Below are 21,392 nucleotides of genomic sequence, written 5' to 3' on the forward strand. Positions count from 1 at the left end.
CGCCGGCTCCCGGCCCGCCGCCGGCCGACCGCGGACCGGCCCGGGGGGCGCACGTGCTCGCCGATGTGATGCTCGCCATCATGTGGGCGGGACTCACCTGCTACGCGCTGTTCGGCGGCGCCGACTTCGGCGCCGGCCTGTGGGACCTGCTCGCCGGCCGGAGCCGGAAGGGGCTGCCGCAGCGCAAGCTCATCGAGCACAGCATCGGTCCCGTGTGGGAGGCCAACCACGTCTGGCTGATCTTCGTCCTGGTGCTGCTCTGGTCCGACTTCTCGCCGGTGTTCGCCGCCGTGCTGTCCTCGCTGTACCTGCCGCTCACGCTCGTCGCCCTCGGCATCATCCTGCGCGGCGCGGCCTTCGCGTTCCGCAAGGCCAGCACCGAGCTGTGGCAGCAGCGGCTGTTCGGCGGCTGCTTCGCGGTGTCGTCGGTGGTCACGCCGTTCTTCCTCGGGACGGTGGCCGGCGGCGTCGCCTCGGGACGGGTGCCGCCCGGCATCGCCCGCGGCGACCTGGTCACCGGGTGGCTCAACCCCACCTCCGCACTGGGCGGGGTGCTCGCCGTGCTGACCTGCGCCCACCTCGCCGCGGTCTACCTGTGCGCCGACGCCGCCCGGGCCGGCGAGCCCGCCCTGGCCAGGGGCTTCGAGCGGCGGGCCATGGCCACCGGACTGCTCAGCGGCGCGGTGGCGCTGGCCGGCATCGCGGTGCTGCACGCGGACGCCCCCGAGCTCTTCCACGGCCTCACCCACCGGGGCCTCGGCCTGGTGATCGCCGGAGCCGTGGCCGGCCTGACCGGGCTCGGACTGCTGGCCACCCGGCACCACCTGCTGGCCCGCGGCGCCGCCGCGCTCGCGGTCGCCGCCATCCTGTGGGCCTGGGGCGCCGCCCAGTACCCCGACATGCTCGTGCCGGGCACCACGGTCTCCGACGCCGCCTCGCACAGCGCGGTTCTGACGGCGACACTGATCGCGGTCGGAGTGGGAGCGGTGTTCCTGCTCCCGTCGTTCTTGATGCTGTACAGCATGTTCCAGCGGCAGGGCGGCGCGGGCGCCCCGCCGGCCCCGGGCACGGCCGGCGCCACCGGCGGGGGCGGCACGGCCGGCGGCAGCGGCCCGGATGGGACCACCGGCCCGACGGGCGGCGGAAGTGGCCCGGCACGCGGCGGCGGCCCGTCCCCCGGGGGCGGGGCGGACTCGCGCTGACCCGGCGGCGTCGGCGAGCGGCCCCGGGCACCCCGGCGAGCGGGCGGTGGCCGGCCGGCCGCCCACCGGGCCCGGGCACGAGGAGGGGTCAGCCCTCGGCGTAAGCGGCACCGGCCGCGTCCACGGCCGACCCGGGCCACGTACCATGTCGGCATGTCGTTCCTCCGCCGCCGCAGCTCCGCCACACCCGCGGGTCCGGACTTCGACGTCCTGGCCATGGACCCCGGGGACTGGCCGGGCAATCTCGGCGCGGGACTGCTGCCCGCTCCGGACGGCAGCTGCCAGGGCGTGTTCCTGCGCTACGACCTCTTCGGTGGCCGCGGCCCCGCGATGATCATCGGGAATCTCCCCGAGGGCTCGCCCGCGCGTGACGTCGCCGAGGGCGAGATCCCCTTCGAGGTCGGCCAGCTCCTGCTCGCGCTGGAGAACGAGGAGGAGGTCACGGTCGTCGGCTCGGAGGACGTCCCCGTGATGCAGGGTGACAATCTGCTGGTGGTGCGGCGCATCAAGCTGTCCGAGAGCCGGATCTCCTGCGTCCAGTTCGACCGCAGCGACGGCATCCTGGTGACGATCGCCGCCTGGGACCGGCCGATCACCGACGACCTCTACGCGCTGCTGAAGCCGCTGCCCGCGGAGCTGTTCCAGCAGGGCTGAACTGGCCCCGCGAGGGCCGGGCCGACGCGCCGCGGGGCCGCCCGCGAGACGCCCCGGGAGCCTCCGAGTCCGCCGTGCGAACCCGCGCGACACCGGCGGGGCCGCGCACCCGGCTGGGGGCCGGGCACGGCACGCGGGCCAAATCGGCACGTGAGCCCCGCGGGGTGGCGGGCCGGGGCGAGCCCGGCGGTTCGCCCCGACACGCGGCGCCCGCCGGATCCGCGCAGGCCGACACGCGGCCCCGCCGGATCTGCCGGGCCGTCAGGCCCGGGTCTTGGCCAGCAGATCGAGGATCTCTGCCGTGGTGCCCCGCTCCCCGAGGCGCGGGAAGATCCGCTCGATGCTGTTGCGGTGCGCCTCCTCGCTCAGGTCGGTCATCGCGTCCGTCGCGAGGGTGACGTGGTAGCCGTGCTCGTGCGCGGCGCGCGCGGTAGACTCCACCCCGATGCTGGTGGCGATGCCGGCCAGCACGATCTGCGTCACACCGCGGCGGCGCAGCTGCAGGTCCAGGTCGGTGCCGTAGAAGGCGCCCCAGTTGCGCTTGGTGACCAGGATGTCGCCCTCGTGCCCCGCCAGCTCGTCGACGATGACGTCCCAGCCCGCCGGGGGAGCCCCGGCGCCACGGGACTGCTCGGTGCGGCCCGGCAGGGCGTCCGAGCCGTCCGCGGCGTGGGTCACCCGGACGAGCACGACCGGCGCGCCCTGCGCCCGGAAGGCATCGGCCAGTTCCACCGAGCGGGCCACCACGTCCGCCCCCGAGTGGGGCGTCACGGGCGCGCCGACTATGCCGTTCTGCAGGTCGATCAGGACGAGGGCGGTGCGCTCGTCGAGCGTGGAGAGAGCCATCGGGGAGTCCTTTGCTGAATCTGGTTCTTGTTCCGGTGTGTGTTCCGGCCCCGGGGAGGCGGAGCCGGACGGGGAGTCGCCGTCCTCCGGCCGTCCCCGCGGACCCGCCCTGCGCCGTCCGATCCGGCGCAGGGAGCGGTCCGCCAGGGTGACCGCGAGGAAGACGACGGCGGCGCAGAGCACGAAGAGGGCCAGGTCGTGCAGGCCCGAGGTGTCGGCACCGTGGCTGAGGAAGGCACCGTTCGCGGCGGAGGCCACGATGGCGCCCAGATAGGTGAAGGTACGCAGCAGCCCCGCGGAGGAGCCCATGAGGGCCGGATCCGCCTGGTGGTACAGGGCGTTCTGATTGGCCAGGTTGTTGAGGCCCTGCGGCACGCCCACGACCACCGAGACCAGCACGAGCAGCCAGACCGCACTGCCGGAACCCACCAGCAGCAGCAGCGTGCAGGCGGCGATCTGGCCGGCGCCGCCGACCGCCAGCTTGGCCTGCACCTCGGGACGGCGGCCGGTGGCGGTGGAGATGACGATCGCGATCAGGAACATCGGCAGCAGCACAAGCCCCGCCGCCGACGCCGACAGCCCTCTGCCCTCCTCCAGCCACTGCGTGTAGCCGTACAGGAAGGAGTAGGAGACGACGTACGACAGCAGGGTCCGGCCGTAGGTGGCCAGCAGGGGCGGGTTGCCGGCGAGCACCCGCAGATCGATGAACGGCTGGGCCACCCGCAGCTCGCACACCACGAGCCCGGCGGCCGCCGCCGCGGTCAGCACCGGCAGGTACCAGTGCCCGCCCGAGGGGCTCATCAGGAACAGCAGCAGCGTCGTGAGCATCGCCGCGAACAGCCCCATGCCCGCGAAGTCCATGCCGCCCGGGGGCCGGCCGGCCGCCGTGCGCAGCGTGCCGGCCGTCCTCGGCAGCCGCCTCGCGCCGAGCACCAGGCAGGCCAGCGACAGGGGCACGTTGACCAGGAACGTGGTGCGCCAGCCGCCCGCGCCGATGAGCAGCCCACCGAGGCTGGGACCGATCACGGCCACCGTCTGGCTCGCCACGGAGAGCGCGGTCAGGACGCCGCCCGGGCTGTCCTGCCCGGTGCGGCGTGCCTCACTGCGGATCAGGTACATGGCGGCCGGATAGCCCGCACACGTCCCGAACCCGAGCACCACCCGGGCGAGGACCAGCACGCTCAGGTTCGGCGCCAGGGTGCCCAGCAGCCCCGCCGTCCCGGTGAGCCCGGACCCGATCAGGTAGAGGGGACGGGGGCCGTAGGCGTCCACGAGCCGCCCGACCACCGGCTGGCCCACGGAGGTGGCCAGGTAGAGGCCGGAGACGAGCCACGCGGTGCGTGACGGCGGCGCGCCGAACGCCGTCCCGATCGGGACCAGCGCCACCGCGATCATCGACGAGTTCACCGGGTTGAGCACCGAGCCCAGGATCATCGGCGCGATCAGCCGGCGGTCGAAGGCGTGCTCGGCACCCGGGGAGCGGCGCAGCGACCTGGCCAGGCGTATGAGTCCCGCCCTCACGAGCGGGTGAGCCGATCCAGGAGGGCCATCGCCTCGATCACGGTCTGCCGCTCGCTCTCCGAGTACTGCTCGTGCAGCGCGTGGGCCAGCCACTCCACGCGCGCCTGCCGGCTGTCCTCCACCCAAGCCCGGCCGGACTCGGTGAGCGTGATGAGCTGGCGGCGGCCGTCCTCGGGGTCGGGGCTGCGCCGGATCAGGTCCTGCCGCTCCAGGGCCGAGAGGGTGGCGGCCATGGACTGGGGGCGGACCCCCTCGGCGGCGGCGAGGCCGCTGGCGGAGTCGACGCCGTCCCTGAGTCGGCTGAGCACCGACGTCTGACTCGGCGTGAGGTCGCGGTTCCCCGTGACCTCACGCAGCTTGCGCCGCAGCCGGCTGAACACCACCCGCACGTCGCGCGCCGCGCGCACGGCCGAGGTGGAGACACCGTCGGTGATCTCGGTCATGACCTCACCCTAAGACCATCAGGTAAGCCTGTCCAGGTGAACCTGAGCAGTTTCGTCTGTGCAGTTTCCCGGGCCCGGTTTCCCTTCCGGCACGGTCCGTGCCGCGCCGCCGCCTACGGTGGCAGGAGACAACTCCACGCCGGCGGGTTCAGGGGCTCCCGGCCGTGCCGAACGAGGCGTGAATCCGGTCGCCGGCGCACCGTGCGGAATCGGGTGACCACGAATGGCGAGGACAGGCGCGAACGACTACGACTTCGTCGTGGTGGGCGGCGGCAGCGCGGGGTGTGTGATCGCCGCGCGGCTCACGGAGGACCCCGGTACCCGGGTCCTGCTGCTGGAGGCGGGCAGCGCCGAACCGCTGCCGGAAATGGCGGTGCCCTCGCAGTGGCCGGCACTCCTGACCACGTCGGCGAGCTGGGGCGATATGACGGTGGTGCAGTCGGCCACCGGCATCTCGACGCCGTTGCCCCGGGGGCGGGTACTCGGCGGGTCCTCCGGGATCAACGGCATGATCTTCACCCGCGGGCACCACTCGAGCTATGACGCATGGGTGGAAGCCGGCGCGAACGGCTGGGGGTTCGACGGCCTGCTGCCGTACTTCAAGCGCTCGGAGAGCACGACGGGCCGTGATCCGGCGCTGCGCGGCGACGAGGGCCCGCTGGCCGTCGGACCCGCGGACCCGGCGCATCCGCTGTTCGCGGACTGCGTCGCGGCCGCGGTCGAGACGGGGCATCCCAGGGCGGCCGACATCAGCAGCGGCACGGCGGAGGGCTTCGGCTTCACCGACCTGAACATCGTCGGCGGCAGGCGGCAGAGCGCGGCCGACGCCTACCTCGCTCCGGCGTTCGACCGCCCCAACCTCGCCGTGGTGTGCGAGGCCATGGTGGACCGGCTGAGGATGGCCGGTGACCGCTGCACGGGCGTCGTGTACCACCGGGGCGACGAGTCCCTGGTGGCCGGGTGCTCGCGTGAGGTGGTGCTGACGGCGGGCGCGATCGGCACGTCCCACCTGCTGCTGCTGTCCGGTGTGGGACCCGCCGCGCACCTGCGGGAGTGTGGCGTGGACACCCTGCTGGATCTTCCCGGGGTGGGGAGGAACCTGCAGGACCACCCCATGGGCAGTGTCGTCTACGACGCTCGGCGGCGGATCCCGGAAGCGCGCCACAACCACGGCGAGGCCTTCGGCCTGGTGCGCAGCGACGGCGCCGTGGGCGCTCCCGACGTGCAGGTGCTCTTCATCGACGCGCCGGGTCACATTCCCGAGGTCGAGGGTGAGGGCACCACGCTCGGCCCCGCGGAGGAAGCCGTGCGGGAACCGGCCGCGGGCTACACCATCGGCGCGGGCCTGATGCGCCCGCGCAGCCGTGGCACCGTGCGGCTGTCCCCGCACGACCCGGCGGGGCCGCCCAGGCTTGACCCGAACTACCTGGGTGACGAGGAGGACTACCGGACCATGGTCACCGGGCTGCGGATGGCCCGGGAGATCGGCCGTGCCGGTGCCCTGGACGCCTGGCGTGCCGAGGAGCGGGCACCGGGGCCTGGCGTCACCGGCGACGCCGAGCTGCGCGCCTACCTGGCCGACGGCGTGGCGTCCTACTGCCACCCCGCGGGCACCTGCCGGATGGGCACGGACGACATGAGCGTCGTGGACACGGATCTGCGGGTGCACGGCGTCCAGGGGCTGAGGATCGCCGACGCGTCCGTCATGCCGAGCCTGCCGGCCGGCAACACCAACGCGACGGTGTACGCGATCGCGGAGCGGGCCGTGGAGATGCTCGCGTTCTGAGCTCGGCGGGGCCGTCCCTGTCTCAAGGCGTGGGAGGTGCCCCGGGGCAGCACGGCCCCGCCGCTCCTCCGGGGCGCCGGGGCCGGGGGCGCCAGCGGGGAGCCGGGCCCCGGCCTGCCTCCTCCACAGGCCGGGGCCCGGTCCGGCCCCGGTCCCGCGTCAGGACCTGGCCGGCACCACGTCCACGTCCGCCGCCCGTACGTACTCCACGCGGTGCCCGAACTGGATCTCGTAGTACGTGTCCCTGCCGGTGACCACGCGGTGCGCGGCGGGATCGAACGTCACCGCGTAGAAGTACTCGCCCCGCACCTTCTGGCCCGCCACGTACTTCTGCCCGGCCGGGAGCGTGTACGGCATCGGCGTGAGGGCCTGCACCGGCACGTCCGAGGGATAGGCCGACGCCTCCGGGTAGGCCCGCCCGTACACCGGCACCCCGCTCCTGCCGGCCTTGGGGGTGACGAGGAGCCCCGAGGAGGCGACGGCCGTCGGGTGCTTCGCGGGGTTCCTGAACCAGGCCTTCTGGCCGAGGAACCAGATCGCCGTCCAGTCGCCCTGCCGGCCCGCCACCGCGTACTGCTGTCCGGTGGAGGCACGCGCGCCGACGTCGTTCACGTCGATGGTCGAGTCCTGGCCGCCGGGGCGCAGCCCGACGTCCTTGACCAGCGGGGCGTCGTCCGCCGGTGCCGTACGCAGGCGCAGCTCGCTGGAGCCGTGCGCCGCGCAGGGCCGGCCCGCGGCCGTGCAGCCGGTGTACGCGGGCTGGTTGCCGGCATAGCCGGGCAGCACCGTGACCACCGGGGAGCCCGGCTCCGCCGTCCGGTGGAAGGGCTTGCCCAGCAGGGCGAAGTAGTGCGCCCAGTCCCAGTACGGGCCCGGGTCGGTGTGCATCGCCGGGATGCCGGCGCCGGTGGTGGCCGGGACGTTGTCGTGGCCGAGGATGTGCTGCCGGTCCAGCGGGATGCCGTACTTCCCGGCCAGATAGGCCACCAGGCGCGCGGAGGAACGATACATCTCCTCGGTGAACCAGGCGTCGGGGTCGGTCAGGAAGCCCTCGTGCTCGATGCCGATGGAGTGGGAGTTGACGTACCAGTTCCCGGCGTGCCAGCCGACGTCCTTGGTTCTCAGGTGCTGTGCGATGTGCCCGTCCGTCGAGCGGACCGTGTAGTGCCAGCCGAGGTAGGTGGGGTCCTGCACCAGTTTCAGTGTGTCGTCCCAGTACTCCTCGGTGTCGTGGATGACGATGCTGTCGACGCTCTGGTCCTTGGGCCGGTCGGCCACGTCGTGGTTGCCGTAGTCGCCGTCGCCGAACTCCTGGTAGGGGGCGGGCACCCACTCGCAGGACACCGACGCCGGGCACTGAGTGTCCTGTGCGGAGGCGTCGCGCAGGCCCAGCTGCCGCACCCGGGTCCGGTCCGGGGCGAGGCCGGGGTCGGCCGTGAGGGTCACCCGCTGGCCCGCGTCGGTGGTGCGCCGGGCGCCGTCGTGCAGGACGGCGAACACGTCGTCGGCGTACGCGGTCGCGGTCGCGGTGTCGTCGGCGCCGGAGAACCGGGCCACCGCGTCGTACCAGTCGGCGGGGTCGGAGCTCAGCGGCCTGCCGAGCCTCTTCTGCGCCGCGGCCAGCAGGGCGGCGCCGCCGCGGACGTTGGCGTCGGGGTCGGTGCGCAGCCGGGTGGCGGGGATGCCGGTGAGATAGGCCGCCGTGGTCAGGGTGTGCAGCCGGGCGGGCAGTTCGGTGGCCGCGGGCCGGGCGGCCCCGAGGGCGGCGCCGGGGTGCGGTGCGGGCCGGGCGCTGTCGCCGCGGGGGTCCTCGCCCGCCTGGACCTGCCGCCGGCCCGCGGTCGCGAGCGCCGTGCGCGCGTCCGTCAGGTGCATGGGCCCGTACCCGCCGGACACGCTCGGCGCGCCCTGGTGCGTGTCCCACCGGGACTGGATGTAGGAGACGCCCAGCAGCACGCTCTGCGGCACATGCGAGGCGGCGGCAGCGGCGGCGAACGAGTTCTGCAGCCGGGCGGTCGCGGGCACCTCGGCGCCGCTGGACGGTGCCGCGCCGATCAGCGGCAGCAGCAGGGCCGCGGCCGCGAGCGCGCCCGTCGTGCGGAGCGGATGTCTGGGTATGGCCGGGGTGCGGCCGGGGGCGGATCCGCGCAATGCAGCCTCCAGGGACGATGGGCGCGGTGCGGCGCCCGGGGCCGGGCGTGGGTCAGTCGTACCGGCTTCACGACGATCCGTCAATCACGCCCCCTGCAAAGGGATTTCGCACGTCAGCGGCGGTGAACGCGCCCGATCACGACTGGTTGGCACGCCGCCTGCGGCGCGTCAGAGGAGTGGACCAATGGACACCCGGCGGGTGCGAGCGTGCGGACGGCCCCCGGCGTGTCCGGTCCCTCGGTGCGGGGGCGCTCGGGGTGGGGTGCGGCGGGGTGCTTGCGGCTGCTGCTGCGGGCGCGCTCGCGGTGAGCCGCCGTGGACACGCGCGTGGTGAGCCGTCGCGCGCGTGCGATGAGGGGCGTGGCCCCGCGGGGATGGAAAGAGACCCCGCAGAACGCGGAGGGCCCGCGGTGCGCATCGTCCCTGGCGCACCGCGGGCCCCGGCCTCAGCGTGGCGTCGACGGCCCCGGTCCTCGGCGGGTGCCCGGTCCTTCAGCGGGTGCCGACCGCCGCCCGGACCGCCCGGCGGGCCATCTGGCAGTCGTCGTGCAGCCGCCGCAGCAGGAGCCGCTGCTCCTCGCAGGACGGGACGCCGGCGGGCTGGCCCGGGCCGGGCTGCGGCCCGACGGGCTCGCGCAGCGAGCGCTGCACGGCGGTCTCGTACGTGCGGATCTCCCGGGTGAGCACCAGCATCAGGTTCACCAGGAAGGCGTCCCGTGCCGCGGGCCCGCCGACCTGGGCGAGCTGGGAGATCTGCTTCCGCGCCAGGGGCGCGTCGCCGAGTACCGTCCACAGCGTCGCCAGGTCGTAGCCGGGGAGGTACCAGCCCGCCTGGTCCCAGTCCACCAGGACCGGGCCTCCGGGTGAGAGCAGCATGTTCGACAGCAGGGCGTCGCCGTGGCAGAACTGCAGTACCCCGCGCCGGCGGTCCGCCGACTTCGCGATGCCGTGCAGGAGCTTCCGCAGGTCGCCCAGGTCGCGGTCGGTCAGCAGGCCCAGCTCGTGGTAGCGGGAGATCCGGGTGCCGTACTCCAGTGGCCGGCCGAAGGTGCCCTCCGGGGGCTGCCACTGGCCCAGCCGGCAGATCGCGCCCAGCGCGGCCCGCACATCGCCGCGCGGCGGTGCCTGCACCGGATGCCGCTGGAGCGCCGCGGCCCGCCCCGGCATCCGCTCGATCACCAGAACGCCGCCCGCGGGGTCGGCGGCGATGAGCCGGGGGACGCGGACCGGTGGACGGTTGCGGACAAAGGAACGGTAGACGGCTATTTCATGCTGGAACCGCTCCTTCCACGCGGGGGAGTGGTCCACTAAACACTTGGCCACGGCCGTGCTGCGCCCGGTGGTGCCGACCAGCAGCACCGAACGGCCGCTGCGGCGCAGCAACTGCACGGGGCTGAACTCGGGACAGATCCTGTGCACCGCCGCGATGGCCGTACGCAGCTGCGCGCCCTGCGGCCCCGACAGGTCGAGCCGTCCGCTGAGCGGCGCGCCGGCGGAGCCCGGTACCCGGGGCGGCCGGCGGTCGACGGCCACCGGGTACGGCGGGGCCGGACGGGAGCCGCCGGCGGTCGCCACGGGTGCCTGACCGGCCCGGGAGGCGTGCGGGAGCGGGTGCAGCGACCGGGCCGCGGCGGACACGGAGGACGATGCTGCGTACATGGGCGAGAGCGATCCCTTCGTGTGCCTGCGGAGTCCCTGCGCCGCCCGGCCCGGCGGCATCCTCCGCACCCTGGGGAGTGCGGGACCCGCCGCCGGGCCGGGGCGGCGCTTTCCTACCTGACACCCCCTGGCCACTGGCACACCATCTGGCGGACCCTGGCGAACCCTGGCGAATAGTCGCCCAGCAACTGACAGCGGGCTACTGTCGGTTCAGCCGAGAACCTGGGGGCTTGACGTGAGCGGACAACCCAACACCCGCCTATCGGACCTGTTCGGCCTGGCCGGCTGGTCGAAGGGTGAACTCGCGAGGCTGGTGAACCGGAAGGCGGCCGCCATGGGCCACCCCCAGCTCGCCACCGACACCTCACGGGTACGGCGTTGGATCGACACGGGGGAGATCCCGCGCGATCCGGTGCCGAAGGTGCTGGCGGCGCTGTTCACCGAGCAACTCGGCCGTGTCGTGACCATCGAGGACCTCGGTCTGGTCCGGCACGGGCGCGCCTCGAGGCGGCGTGACGACGGGGGTGACGAGCATCCCGACGGACTGCCGTGGGCGCCCGAGCGGACGGCTGCGGTCCTCACCGAATTCACGGGAATGGACCTCATGCTCAACCGACGCGGCTTGGTGGGCGCGGGCGCCGCGCTCGCCGCAGGATCCGCACTCAGCAGCGCCATGCACGACTGGCTGAACACCGACCCGGCCCTCGCGGCCGACGCCCCCCGACCCCCCGATCCCGACTCACCTCTGCACGCCGACCCGGCCGGACTCGACCGGTACGAGGCGGCCCCCGTCGGCGCACAGGAGATCGAGGCCCTTGAGCACTCGGTCGAGGTGTTCCGGGCCTGGGACGCGGCCCGCGGCGGCGGGCTGCAACGCAAGGCGGTGGTCGGCCAGCTCAACGAGGTGGGTGGCATGCTCGCCTACCGTCACCCCGACCATCTGCAGCGCCGCCTGTGGGGCGTCGCCGCCAACCTGGCCGTGCTCGCGGGCTGGATGTCGCACGACGTCGGCCTGGAGCCCACGGCCCAGAAGTACTTCGTGATCGCCGCCCATGCGGCCCGGGAGAGCGGCGACCGGCCGCGCGCCGGTGAGGCGCTCTCCCGCGCCGCCCGCCAGATGGTGCACCTGGGCAAGCCCGACGACGCCCTCGACCTGATGAAGCTCGCCAGGTCCGGCTCCGGCGAGCAGACCCTGCCGCGCACCGAGGCCATGCTGTACACGATCGAGGCCTGGGCGCAGGCGTCCATGGGCCAGGGACAGGCGATGCGCCGCACCCTCGGCCGCGCGGAGGAGCTGTTCGTCTCCGACAAGGGCGACGTGCCGCCGCCGAGCTGGATGCAGATGTTCGACGAGGCGGACCTGCACGGGATGCAGGCCCTCGCCTACCGCACCCTCGCCGAGCACGAGCCGGCGGCGGCCGGCATGGCCCAGCGGTACGCCAGGCGGGCCCTGGAGCTGCGGACGAAGGAGCGGGAGCGCTCGCAGATCTTCGACTACATCTCGCTCGCGTCGGCCTCCTTCATCGCCGACGAGCCCGAGCAGGCGGAGACGTACGCACGCCTCGCCCTGGTGTCGATGGGGTCCAACTCCTCCCAGCGCACCTGGGACCGGCTGCGCGAGATGTACCGGCTGACCGGGCAGTACGCGGGCCGGCCCGGCATCGACGACCTGCGGAACGACATCGAGGTGCAGATGCCCAGGCCGTCGGCCGGGAAGAAGGTGGGCGTGCCCCCGGGTGATGCCTGGGTGTGAGCCGGAACGGATACAGCAGGAAGACCAGGGGCGCCCCGTTCCACCGCGGACCAGCGGTGGGGCGGGGCGTCGTGCCGGTGCCCGCGGTGGTGGCGCGGGAGGAGCCCGGCGTGCGGCCAGGGGGCGGGTGGGCCGCGGGGAGCCGGGCCGTACGCCGGGCGCCGCCACAGGAGGCCGGACCGCGGCGGTGGCGCGGCCCCCTGCGGCGCATTCGCGAGCCCGCGCACGCACACCGCGCGGGCCGGGCGCCCCGAGCGAGTCACGGGTCTCGCTCGCCGGGCGCACCGGGCGCGTGCGGTGTACCCGCACCGGACGGTGCCGCCCCGGTGGGGGACGGGCACCCGGCCGGAACGGCGGGCACGGGCTCGCCCTTCCTCCGCGACCATCCGGGTGTCGGCGTCCGGCCATGGACAGCGGCCGACACCCACCAGCGGTGTGGGAAGGACCGGACACGACCTTCGCACAGCCGGGGACGCACGGTAAGGGATTTGGCACAATCCGCCTAGATGGTGCTTCTGGCATATGCCACCGTCCTTCTCTGGCCTGTGGACCACGCAACGAGACGTCCACCCGGACAAGGGGGAAACGGTCCTGTCGCAGGGACGACCTCCTGGGCCCCCTGGGACGCCCCCAGGAACGACCCCTAGGGACGACCACCTTCCCCACGACCACATCGCCGATACGACCACGTCGCAGAGACGGCCCCGGGAACGACCCCATCGCAGGAGCGACCACCACCGGGACCGGCGCGGTAGCGGAATTTCCCGCCCGCGGCGCGTGACACCTGCCCTCGCCGCCGTGTCCAAGAAGAGACGCACCCGCACGGGCACGTACTGGAAACCGGAAGGGGAGACCGAAGATGCCCGGCACCGTGCAGCAGTCCGCCGACGCCCGCCTGATCGCCACACGGCGCCGGCGGTCCGTACCCGTGACCCTGCGGTACGAGGTCGCCGACCCGCTCGCCGTCCACCTCGGCTTCCCCTCGGAGGCGACCCTCGATGAGGCCCCGGTCACCTGGACGTTCGCCCGCGACCTGCTGGAGCAGGGGCTGTCGAAGCCGGCGGGACGCGGAGACGTGCACATCTGGCCCGGTGGACCGGAACGCACCGTCATCGAGTTCGACGCGCCCGACGGCACCGCCCTCGTGGAGTTCGACGAGGCGGCGCTGCGCCGCTTCCTGGTGCGCACCGAGGAGGCGGTGCCCGCCGGCAGGGAGGACGTCGCCGCCGAGGTGGACCGCGGACTCGCCGAACTCCTGGGACCGGGGTGAGGAGCCCGCGCCGAGCACGGGACGGGACGGCCTCGCGGGTGCCACGGCACCCGCACCCGGTGCCGAACGCGTCAGCCGTACAGCGGCGGGCGCTCGGCCAGGTCGACGGTGACCCGCGTACCGGTCGCCAGGGCGCGTTCGCCGGCCTCCGCCACCGCGGCCGACGCATAGCCGTCCCAGGCGCTGGGCCCGGTCACGAGTCCCCGGCGTGTCGCGTCCACCCACGCCTGCACCTCGCGGTCGTAGGCGTCGGCGAAGCGGACCAGGTAGTCCTGCGGCACCTCCTCGCGCGCGCTGCCGGCCGTCTCCACCACCATGGTGTGGCCCTCGCCGATGCGGGCGCTGCCCGACTCGCAGACGGCCTCGCAGCGGACCTGGTAGCCGAAGCCGCAGTTGACGAAGATCTCCACGTCCATGACCGCGCCGCCGGACGTCTCGAAGAGCACCAGCTGCGGATCGAACAGGCCCTCGGGAGCACCCGCCGAAGGCCGCGGCCGCAGCACGGACACCGCGGTGATCTCCTGCGCCAGCAGCCAGCGGCCGGCGTCGATCTCGTGCGAGACCGAGCTGTTGATCATCATGGCGCTGGTGAAGCCCGCCGGTGACGACACGTTGCGGTGCGTGCAGTGCAGCATCAGCGGCCGGCCCAGGCGCCCGGAGTCGAGCAGGTCCTTCAGACGCAGGTACTCCGCGTCGTAGCGCCGCATGAAGCCGACCTGCACCAGCCGGCGGCCGGCCTTGCCCTCCGCCTCCATCACCCGCAGCGCCCCCGCCGAGTCGGGGGTCATCGGCTTCTCACAGAGCACCGGCAGGCCGCGCCCGAACGCGGCGAGCAGCGCCTCCTCGTGGTCCGGGGCCGGGGAGGCGATCAGTACCGCGTCGACGCCCGGCGCGGCGAGCGCCGCAAGCGGTTCCGAGTGCAGGGACACGCCCTCGATGCCCGCCGTCGCCGCCTCGGCGCGCCCGGTGTCCGGATCGGCGACCGCCACGATCCGGGCCCCGCTGATCGCCTGGTCGACGCGCCGCACATGGTCCGCGCCCATGTGGCCCGCGCCGAGCACGGCCACCCCCAACAGGTCACTCACCCGCACACCCCTTCCGGTCGTCCGCCGTGCCACCGCCGTCGGCCCACCATCATGCCCGGCCGCTGCCCGGGCAACCGACTTCGACCTGTGCGGTACATCGCACGGACCTTCACCTGGGCCCCGGGCACCCGGTCGTGCGATCATCCCCCGCATGGCTGAGCTGACTGAGCTGCTTGCGGCCGAGGCCGTCCGGCTGGACGGCCGGGTGGCCGACTGGCGGGAGGCGATCACCGCCGCCGGGGGCCTGATGGTCGCGGCCGGCGTCTGCACCGACGCGTACACGGCCGAGATGATCCGCAACGTCACGGAGAACGGGCCCTACATCGTGGTCGCGCCCGGCTTCGCCTTCGCCCACGCCAGACCCTCGCCCGCCGTGCTGAGGACAGGCATGTCCTGGCTGCGGCTCGCCGAACCCGTCGAGTTCGGCCACGAGAGCAACGACCCGGTGGAACTCGTGGTGGCGCTCGCCGCTCAGGACGCCGGTGCGCACACCGCCGCGATGGCCGCCCTGGCCCGGCTGCTCGCCGACCCCGGACTCGCCCAGGCGCTCCACGATGTGACGACGCCTCAGGCACTGCTGGCCGTGCTCGGCGCGGCGAGCGGCGCCTCGGCACCGGTCCGGCCCGCCACGGCGGCAGCCCGCGCCGCGAGCGAGGGGCCCCGGCCCGCCGGGGCGGAAGCCGGCGCGGCCCCGCACAAGATCCTCACCGTCTGCGGCAACGGCCTCGGCACCAGCCTGTTCCTCAAGAACACCGTCGAGCGGGTGCTCGACCGCTGGGGCTGGTCGCGGTACGTCACCGTGGAGGCCACCGACACCGTCTCGGCCCGGGGCAAGGCCGCGGAGGCCGTCGCGATCCTCACCTCGGGGGAGATAGCGCGGACTCTCGGCGACGTCGGTGTCCCCGTGCAGGTCGTCACGGACTTCACCAGCACCACCGAGGCCGACCGCGTCCTGCGGGACACCTACGACGTCTGAGGGGGCCCAGCCGCCATGGCCTGGCTTGTCACCACCGCCACATTCCTCGTCGACGAGATCCTCAGCCAGCCCCCGTACCTGGTGGGCCTGATCACCGCTGCGGGCCTGCTGGCGCTGGGCCGGCCCGTGGGGCAGGTCGCCGGGGGCGCCATCAAGGCCACCCTCGGCTTTCTGCTGATCAACGCCGGGGCGACCCTGGTCACCGGCTCACTGGGGCCGCTGGGCGAGATGATCCAGGGCGCCACCGGTGCGCACGGCGTCATCCCCACCAACGAGGCCATCGTGGGCATCGCTCAGCAGCAGTACGGCTCCCGGGTGGCCTGGCTGATGATCCTCGGCTTCGCCGTCAGCCTGCTGCTGGCCCGGTTCACCCCGCTGCGCTATGTCTTCCTGACGGGCCATCACATGCTGTTCATGGCGACCCTGCTGACGATGGTGCTGGCCAGCGCGGGACAGCCGTCCTGGCTGGTGGTGGTCGTCGGGGGCGTGCTGCTCGGCATCATGCTGGTGGCGATGCCGGCCTTCGCGCACCCCTGGACCAAGCGGGTGACCGGCAACGGCACCATCGCCATCGGCCACTTCGGCAGTGCCGGCTACATCGCCGCCGGGGCCACCGGGCGGCTGGTGGGCGGCCGCAGCCGCAGCACCGAGGACATGAAGCTCCCCGAGGGGCTGCGCTTCCTGCGTGACTCGATGGTCGCCACCGCCCTGTCGATGGTGCTGTTGTACGTGATCATGGCGCTGGTCTTCCTGGGCAAGGTGGGCAGGGGCGAGGCGTATCGGGCATTCGCGGCCGGCGGCGGGTCGGCGGCCCACGGGCTCGGCAACTATGTGATGCAGGCCGTCATGCAGGGGCTGGAGTTCGGCGTCGCGGTCGCGGTGATCCTCTTCGGGGTGCGCACCATCCTCGGCGAGCTGGTGCCGGCCTTCCAGGGCATCGCGGAGCGGCTGGTGCCGGGGGCGGTCCCCGCGCTCGACGCGCCCATCGTCTTCCCGTACGCCCAGAACGCCGTGCTCATCGGCTTCGTCGCCAGCTTCGCCGGCGGGCTGATCAGCCTGGGCCTGCTGGGCTGGATCTTCCATCCGGCCTTCGGTCTCGCGCTCGTGCTGCCCGGGCTCGTGCCGCACTTCTTCACCGGGGGCGCCGCGGGCGTCTACGGCAACGCGACCGGCGGCCGCCGCGGCGCCGTCGTGGGCTCCTTCGTCAACGGTGTGCTGATCACCTTCCTGCCCGCCCTGCTGTTGAAGGTGCTCGGCGCCTTCGGCAGGGAGAACACCACGTTCGGCGACGCCGACTTCGGCTGGTTCGGCGCCGTCGTCGGCAACGCCGCCAAGGCCGGGCGGACGGGCGGCGCGCTGTTGATGCTGCTGATCGGTGCCGTGGTGCTGGCCGCCGCGATCGTGGTGCAGAAGAGGGCGGTGCTCACCGGCTGGGACCCGGGCGCGCGCCGGGACGCGCTGCTGCCGCCGGCCGCCCCCGCGGCGGCCGCGGTGCCCGCGCCGCGCCCGGCGCCCGGCACGGTGGGACGGGTGAAGGTGGCACCGCCCCCCGGGGCCCCGGCACCGCCGCCTCCGCCGGCGGACTGAGCGGGGCCGGGCGACACCGGCGGGCGGCGATGTCGCCCGCCCGGCCCCCGGGGCCCCCGGGGCCCGGGGGGCTCCGGGAAAGCTCCGGGAGCCCTGGGAAGTGCCGCGGGTCGCCGCGGGTCCGTGCCCGGTCGCCGGCCGGACCCGGTCGCCGGCTCCTCAGCGTTGCAGGTGGCGGATGACCGCGAGCACCCGGCGGTTGTGGTCCTCGGAGGGCGGCAGCCCGAGCTTGCCGAAGATCGCCGCCACATGCTTCTCCACGGTGCCCGGCGAGACCGTCAGAGCGGCCGCGATCGCGGTGTTGGAGCGGCCCTCGGCCATCAACGACAGCACCTCGCGCTCCCGCTGGGTGAGCGCGGCCAGCTCGTCGGTGTGCCGGCCCGCGGCGAGCTGTGTGACCACCTCGGGGTCGAGCGCGGTACCGCCCCCGCCGACCCGGATAAGTGCGTCCACGAACTCCGCGACGTTGGCGACCCGGTCCTTGAGCAGGTAGCCCACCCCCGCCGAGCCGGACGCGAGCAGCCGCGTCGCGTACCGGGTCTCCACGTACTGCGAGAAGAGCAGCACACCGGTGCCCGGGTGGAGCCTGCGGAGGTCGATGGCGGCGCGCAGGCCCTCGTCGGTGTGGGTGGGCGGCATCCGGATGTCGACGACGGTGACGTCGGGACGGTGCTCGGCGACCGCGGTGCGCAGGGCGTCGGCGTCCCCCACCACGGCGCACACCTCGTGGCCGCGCTCGCTCAGCATCTGGGCCAGCAGCTCCCGCAGCACGGCCGCGTCCTCGGCGATCACCACGCGCATGGCCGGCATGCTCTCATGCGCGCAGTGGAAGCTCGACGGTGACCACCGTGGGGCCGCCGGGCGGGCTCTCGATGTGCAGGGTGCCGTCCACCGGCCGCACCCGCTGCTGGAGGCCGGTGAGGCCGCTGCCCAGGCCGACGTCCGCGCCGCCGCGGCCGTCGTCGGTGACGGTGAGGCGCAGCATGCCGTCCCGCTCGGCGGCGCGGACGGCGGCCCACCGGGCACCGCTGTGCTTGATGACGTTCGTCAGCAACTCGGCCGCGCAGAAGTACGCGATGGTCTCGATCGCGGCCGTGGGCCGCCTCGGCACGTCCACCGACAGCTCCACCGGCACCGTGCTGCGCGCCGCGAGGGTGGCCAGCGCGTCCGGCAGGCCGTCGTCGAGTACCGGCGGATGGATGCCACGGGCCAGGTCGCGCAGCTCGCCGATGGCCTCGGTGGCGTTGTGGTGGGCGGTCTCGACCAGACGGCGCAGCCGGTCCCGCTCGGTGCCCTCCCCCTCCGTGCCGAGGCCCTCTCTGATCATGTCCAGGCTCATCGCCAGCGCCACCAGCCTGACCTGTGCGCCGTCGTGCAGATCACGCTCCACCCGGCGCAGCAGCGCGGCCGCGTCGTCCACGGCGAGCGCGCGTGTCTCCTCCAGGTCCCGCACCCGCGCGGCAAGCACACCGGGCCCGAGCAACTCCCGCATCAGACGGCGGTCGACATGCACCACCGCACGGGTCAGCCAGGGCGCGACCAGCAGAGTGAGGAGACCGATGGCGGCGGCGAGCACCGTGCCCCAGAACGTGTGGAACCTGGGTGAGCCGCCGAACGGCAGCGGCGTCAGCGTCGGCGCCCCGCGCTCCCCGCCATGGGCGGGGTACTGCCCGAGCAGGCTCCAGCGCAGCGGCGTGCTCAGGTTGATCAGTCCCGTGACCCACCACAGCACGGCGTAGCAGCCGAACACCGACACCGGCAGCTTCACCAGCACATAGCCTGCGCACCGCCAGGAGGCGGCGTCCCGCAGCCGGGTGTCGAGCCGCGCGAAGAGGCCCCGGGCCGGGGCCGGTGCGGCGGGCGCGGGGATGTGCTCGCCCAGCAGCCACCGTGCGAGGCCCCGGTGCGCCCCGCCCAGCGCACGCCCCAGGGCGAGCGCCAGCACCAGGAACAGCGCCCCCAGGATGCCGCCGATGAGCGAGATCAACAGCCCCGAGCCCAGGCAGAGCAGCACGACGACGAGCACGAACCCGGTCAGGCCCAGCGGGAGGGCGGCCAGGCAGTACCCGGCCTCGGCCCATGCGCGCGCGGTGCACGGAGCGGTCAGCACCGTGCGGAGCCGGCCGGAGACGCGGTCGGCGGTGGCAGGGCGTCCACCGGTCCCAGGGCCCTCGCCCCCGCCGGGGCCACCGGCTCGCTCCGGGCCGTCGGCTCGGTTGAGGGCGGCGGCCGGGTCCGGGGCGGCGGCTCGGTCCGGTCCCGTGGGCCGCCCCGGGCCCCCGTCCCGCCCCGGCCCCCGTCCCGTCGCGGGTGTCCGTCCCGTCCGGGGGGCGGGGGACCCGGCCGCCGGTGCGGGCGCCTCGCCGGAGTCGTGCATGGGCGCAGGGTACCGGTCCGTCATGGGCGCAGGGTGCTGTTCCGCGGCTCGCTCAGGCATCCCGCCGGGCCAGCACCGAGCCACCGATCCCCAGCACCAGCGCCGCGTAGAGGCACAGCACGGCGAACCCGGTCCAGGGTGAGAGCATGTCCGGCATCGGCCTGGACACCGCCAGGGAGTTCCCCGCGATCATGGTGGGGAAGTACTTCGCTATCCGGACGCCGGTCAGCCCCGCGACGATCACCGGGAGCACGAAGATGACGGCCACCAGTACCCCGATGGCGCTCGCGGTGTGCCGGGTGGCGGCGCCGATGCCGACGCCCATGAGTCCGACCAGCGCGAGATAGGCGCCGGAGAGCAGCACGGCCCGCAGCACCCCGGGCTGGTCCAGCGCCGGGCGCGGCACGCCGGGGTGGAGTGCGGCCCGGCCGGCGAAGAAGGTGAGGAGGGCGACGGCCTCGCCGACGCCGAGCGCCAGCGCCCCGAACACGCCGGCCTTCGCCGTGAGGACCAGCCGCCGCCGGGGGACGGCCGCGAGCGTGGACCTGATGGACCCGGAGGCGTACTCGCCCGTGACGAGCAGTACACCTATGACGCCGATCACCAGCTGGCCGACGGCCACCCCGGCCATGACGTTGTTGGTGGGGTCGAAGGCGGCGGCCTTGTCCGGGCTGGGCGGCCGGGTGTTCGCCATGGTGATCACGCCGATGCCGACCATGGCCACGGCCGTCAGCAGCAGCGCCCAGAGCGTGGATCGCAGGGTGCGCAGCTTGATCCACTCCATCCGGGCCGCGTGCCGCAGGCCGTACCCGCAGGCGGGGCGGGCGGCGGACGGCGGAGGGACCGCGGGGGAGGGGCCGGTCACGGAGGTCGGCCCCGGTGCGGGGGACGCCGATGAGGTCATGACTGCTGCTCCTCGTGCTGGGGGGTGCCCCGGCGGGGCGTGCTCTGATCCGGGTGCCGGCCCCGTGCAGGGGCGGGGTGGTGCGGCGCGGGCGTGGCGTTCGCCGGAAGCGCGGCCCAGCACGGGGCGGGCGTGCCGTCCGCCGGAGCCGGGCCCGGGTCGGGGACGCCGACCGGGGCCGATTCCGGGACACCGGAAGCCGGGGCCGGGCCCGGGAGGCCGGGAACCGGCGCCGGGGCCGCGGCCGGCGCGGAGCCGTGGTACTCGGCGCTGTCGCCGGTGAGCCGGAAAAAGGCCTCCTCCAGCGAGCCGCCGCCCCGCGTCAGCTCCCGCACCGAGGTGTCGGCGAGCAGCCGCCCCCGCCCGATCACCACCAAGTGGTCGGCGGTGAGCGCCATCTCGCTGATCAGATGGCTGGAGAGCAGGACGGCCCGGCCCTCGGCGGCCAGGGACGTCATCAGGTTCCTGATCCAGCGCACGCCCTCCGGGTCGAGGCCGTTCACCGGCTCGTCGAACAGCAGCACGGGCGGATCACCGAGGAGTGCCGCGGCGATGCCCAGCCGCTGGGCCATGCCGAGCGAGAACGTCCGGGCCCGCCGGCGCGCCACCGTGCTCAGCCCGACCGTCCGCAGCACCTCGTCGACCCTGCGGGACGGTATGCCGCCGGCCGCGGCCAGCGCCGCCAGATGGTGGTGGGCGCTGCGGCCCGGATGGAACGTGCGGGCCTCCAGCAGCGCCCCCACCTCGCGCAGCGGCCACGCGAGGTCGCGGTACGCGCGCCCGCCGATGCGGGCCTCGCCGGTGTCGGGCGCGTCCAACCCCATGATCATGCGCATGGTGGTGGACTTGCCAGAGCCGTTCGGCCCGAGGAAGCCGGTCACACGGCCGGGCCGCACCTCGAAGCCCAGCCCGTCCACGGCGACGGTGGACCCGTACCTCTTCGTGAGATTCCTGACCTCGATCATCACCACTCCCCGGCACGCCGGTGCGTGCTCATGTGCTCTCACGCTAGGGAGCCGGCGAGTGCGGCGTAACGAGGCTGACCTCCATCTTCTTCTGGGGGTATGCCCCCAGGGGCAGGTGCGGCTGCCCACGCCCCGACGCGGGTGCACCCCACCCCGACGCGGGTGCACCCCACCCCGAGGCGAGTGCACCCCACCCCGAGGCGGAGTGCGCCG

The 21,392-nt window shown here is 74.3% G+C and carries 16 protein-coding genes and 1 pseudogene; 7 read left to right on the plus strand and 10 right to left on the minus strand.

What is annotated here, in order from left to right; genetic code table 11:
* Positions 1-53 precede the first annotated feature (53 nt).
* Both ACSMXW_RS35575 and ACSMXW_RS35580 read left to right on the plus strand, forming a co-directional pair.
* On the plus strand, positions 54-1,202 hold the full coding sequence (locus ACSMXW_RS35575; RefSeq protein WP_485802528.1) for a cytochrome d ubiquinol oxidase subunit II: 1,149 nt from the start codon (positions 54-56) through the stop codon (positions 1,200-1,202).
* Between the two features lie 153 nt (positions 1,203-1,355).
* Positions 1,356-1,856: a hypothetical protein gene (locus ACSMXW_RS35580; protein ID WP_485802529.1), complete on the plus strand. Its 501-nt coding sequence runs from the start codon at positions 1,356-1,358 to the stop codon at positions 1,854-1,856.
* Positions 1,857-2,117: 261 nt separating this feature from the next.
* Here the strand turns inward: ACSMXW_RS35580 and ACSMXW_RS35585 are convergent, their stop codons facing one another.
* The 3 genes and pseudogenes from ACSMXW_RS35585 to ACSMXW_RS35595 all read right to left on the minus strand — a co-directional run bounded on the left by ACSMXW_RS35585 (position 2,118) and on the right by ACSMXW_RS35595 (position 4,666).
* Positions 2,118-2,702 (minus strand): hydrolase, encoded by a 585-nt coding sequence (locus ACSMXW_RS35585; RefSeq protein ID WP_485808510.1) that lies wholly within the window; start codon positions 2,700-2,702, stop codon positions 2,118-2,120.
* 99 nt (positions 2,703-2,801) lie between these two features.
* A pseudogene (locus ACSMXW_RS35590) lies at positions 2,802-4,136 on the minus strand (MFS transporter); the annotation flags it as partial.
* Between the two features lie 83 nt (positions 4,137-4,219).
* Positions 4,220-4,666 carry a MarR family winged helix-turn-helix transcriptional regulator gene (locus tag ACSMXW_RS35595; protein WP_485802531.1) on the minus strand — a complete coding sequence of 149 codons (447 nt, stop codon included), beginning with the start codon at positions 4,664-4,666 and terminating at the stop codon, positions 4,220-4,222.
* Between the two features lie 223 nt (positions 4,667-4,889).
* On the opposite strand from ACSMXW_RS35595, the gene ACSMXW_RS35600 reads away from it, so the two are divergent.
* Entirely contained in the window at positions 4,890-6,452 is a 1,563-nt protein-coding gene (locus ACSMXW_RS35600; RefSeq protein ID WP_485802533.1) for a GMC family oxidoreductase, read from the plus strand.
* A 159-nt stretch (positions 6,453-6,611) separates the two neighbouring features.
* Here the strand turns inward: ACSMXW_RS35600 and ACSMXW_RS35605 are convergent, their stop codons facing one another.
* Together ACSMXW_RS35605 and ACSMXW_RS35610 are read right to left on the minus strand one after the other, a co-directional pair.
* Complete coding sequence (locus ACSMXW_RS35605; protein ID WP_485802535.1) at positions 6,612-8,603, minus strand: N-acetylmuramoyl-L-alanine amidase; 1,992 nt, start codon at positions 8,601-8,603, stop codon at positions 6,612-6,614.
* 492 nt (positions 8,604-9,095) lie between these two features.
* The gene (locus tag ACSMXW_RS35610) at positions 9,096-10,262 is read right to left on the minus strand and encodes an aminoglycoside phosphotransferase family protein (protein WP_485802537.1); all 1,167 of its coding nucleotides are present in this window, start codon (positions 10,260-10,262) and stop codon (positions 9,096-9,098) included.
* Positions 10,263-10,497: 235 nt separating this feature from the next.
* On the opposite strand from ACSMXW_RS35610, the gene ACSMXW_RS35615 reads away from it, so the two are divergent.
* Together ACSMXW_RS35615 and ACSMXW_RS35620 are read left to right on the plus strand one after the other, a co-directional pair.
* Complete coding sequence (locus ACSMXW_RS35615) at positions 10,498-12,015, plus strand: DNA-binding protein NsdB (RefSeq protein ID WP_485802539.1); 1,518 nt, start codon at positions 10,498-10,500, stop codon at positions 12,013-12,015.
* Positions 12,016-12,874: 859 nt separating this feature from the next.
* On the plus strand, positions 12,875-13,285 hold the full coding sequence (locus ACSMXW_RS35620; RefSeq protein ID WP_485802541.1) for an SsgA family sporulation/cell division regulator: 411 nt from the start codon (positions 12,875-12,877) through the stop codon (positions 13,283-13,285).
* A 71-nt stretch (positions 13,286-13,356) separates the two neighbouring features.
* Here ACSMXW_RS35620 and ACSMXW_RS35625 read toward each other — a convergent pair whose 3' ends face one another.
* Positions 13,357-14,370, minus strand: a complete 1,014-nt coding sequence (locus tag ACSMXW_RS35625) for a Gfo/Idh/MocA family protein (protein ID WP_485802542.1) — start codon at positions 14,368-14,370, stop codon at positions 13,357-13,359.
* A 151-nt stretch (positions 14,371-14,521) separates the two neighbouring features.
* Here ACSMXW_RS35625 and ACSMXW_RS35630 point away from each other — a divergent pair, with 151 nt between their 5' ends.
* Positions 14,522-15,346 carry a PTS sugar transporter subunit IIAB gene (locus ACSMXW_RS35630; protein ID WP_485802543.1) on the plus strand — a complete coding sequence of 275 codons (825 nt, stop codon included), beginning with the start codon at positions 14,522-14,524 and terminating at the stop codon, positions 15,344-15,346.
* A gap of 15 nt (positions 15,347-15,361) precedes the next feature.
* Positions 15,362-16,933, plus strand: coding sequence for a PTS ascorbate transporter subunit IIC (gene ulaA, locus ACSMXW_RS35635; protein WP_485802545.1), 1,572 nt, complete (start codon positions 15,362-15,364; stop codon positions 16,931-16,933).
* A gap of 159 nt (positions 16,934-17,092) precedes the next feature.
* Here the strand turns inward: ulaA and ACSMXW_RS35640 are convergent, their stop codons facing one another.
* The 4 genes from ACSMXW_RS35640 to ACSMXW_RS35655 all read right to left on the minus strand — a co-directional run bounded on the left by ACSMXW_RS35640 (position 17,093) and on the right by ACSMXW_RS35655 (position 21,179).
* Positions 17,093-17,734 (minus strand): response regulator transcription factor, encoded by a 642-nt coding sequence (locus ACSMXW_RS35640; protein WP_485802547.1) that lies wholly within the window; start codon positions 17,732-17,734, stop codon positions 17,093-17,095.
* 13 nt (positions 17,735-17,747) lie between these two features.
* Positions 17,748-19,043, minus strand: coding sequence for a sensor histidine kinase (locus ACSMXW_RS35645; protein WP_485802549.1), 1,296 nt, complete (start codon positions 19,041-19,043; stop codon positions 17,748-17,750).
* Positions 19,044-19,362: 319 nt separating this feature from the next.
* Positions 19,363-20,214, minus strand: coding sequence for an ABC transporter permease (locus tag ACSMXW_RS35650; RefSeq protein WP_485802551.1), 852 nt, complete (start codon positions 20,212-20,214; stop codon positions 19,363-19,365).
* Positions 20,211-21,179, minus strand: a complete 969-nt coding sequence (locus tag ACSMXW_RS35655) for an ABC transporter ATP-binding protein (RefSeq protein ID WP_485802553.1) — start codon at positions 21,177-21,179, stop codon at positions 20,211-20,213. Before ACSMXW_RS35655 ends, ACSMXW_RS35650 begins: the two co-directional genes overlap by 4 nt.
* Positions 21,180-21,392 lie beyond the last annotated feature (213 nt).

The sequence above is a fragment of the Streptomyces sp. DSM 116793 genome (genome assembly GCF_057320905.1).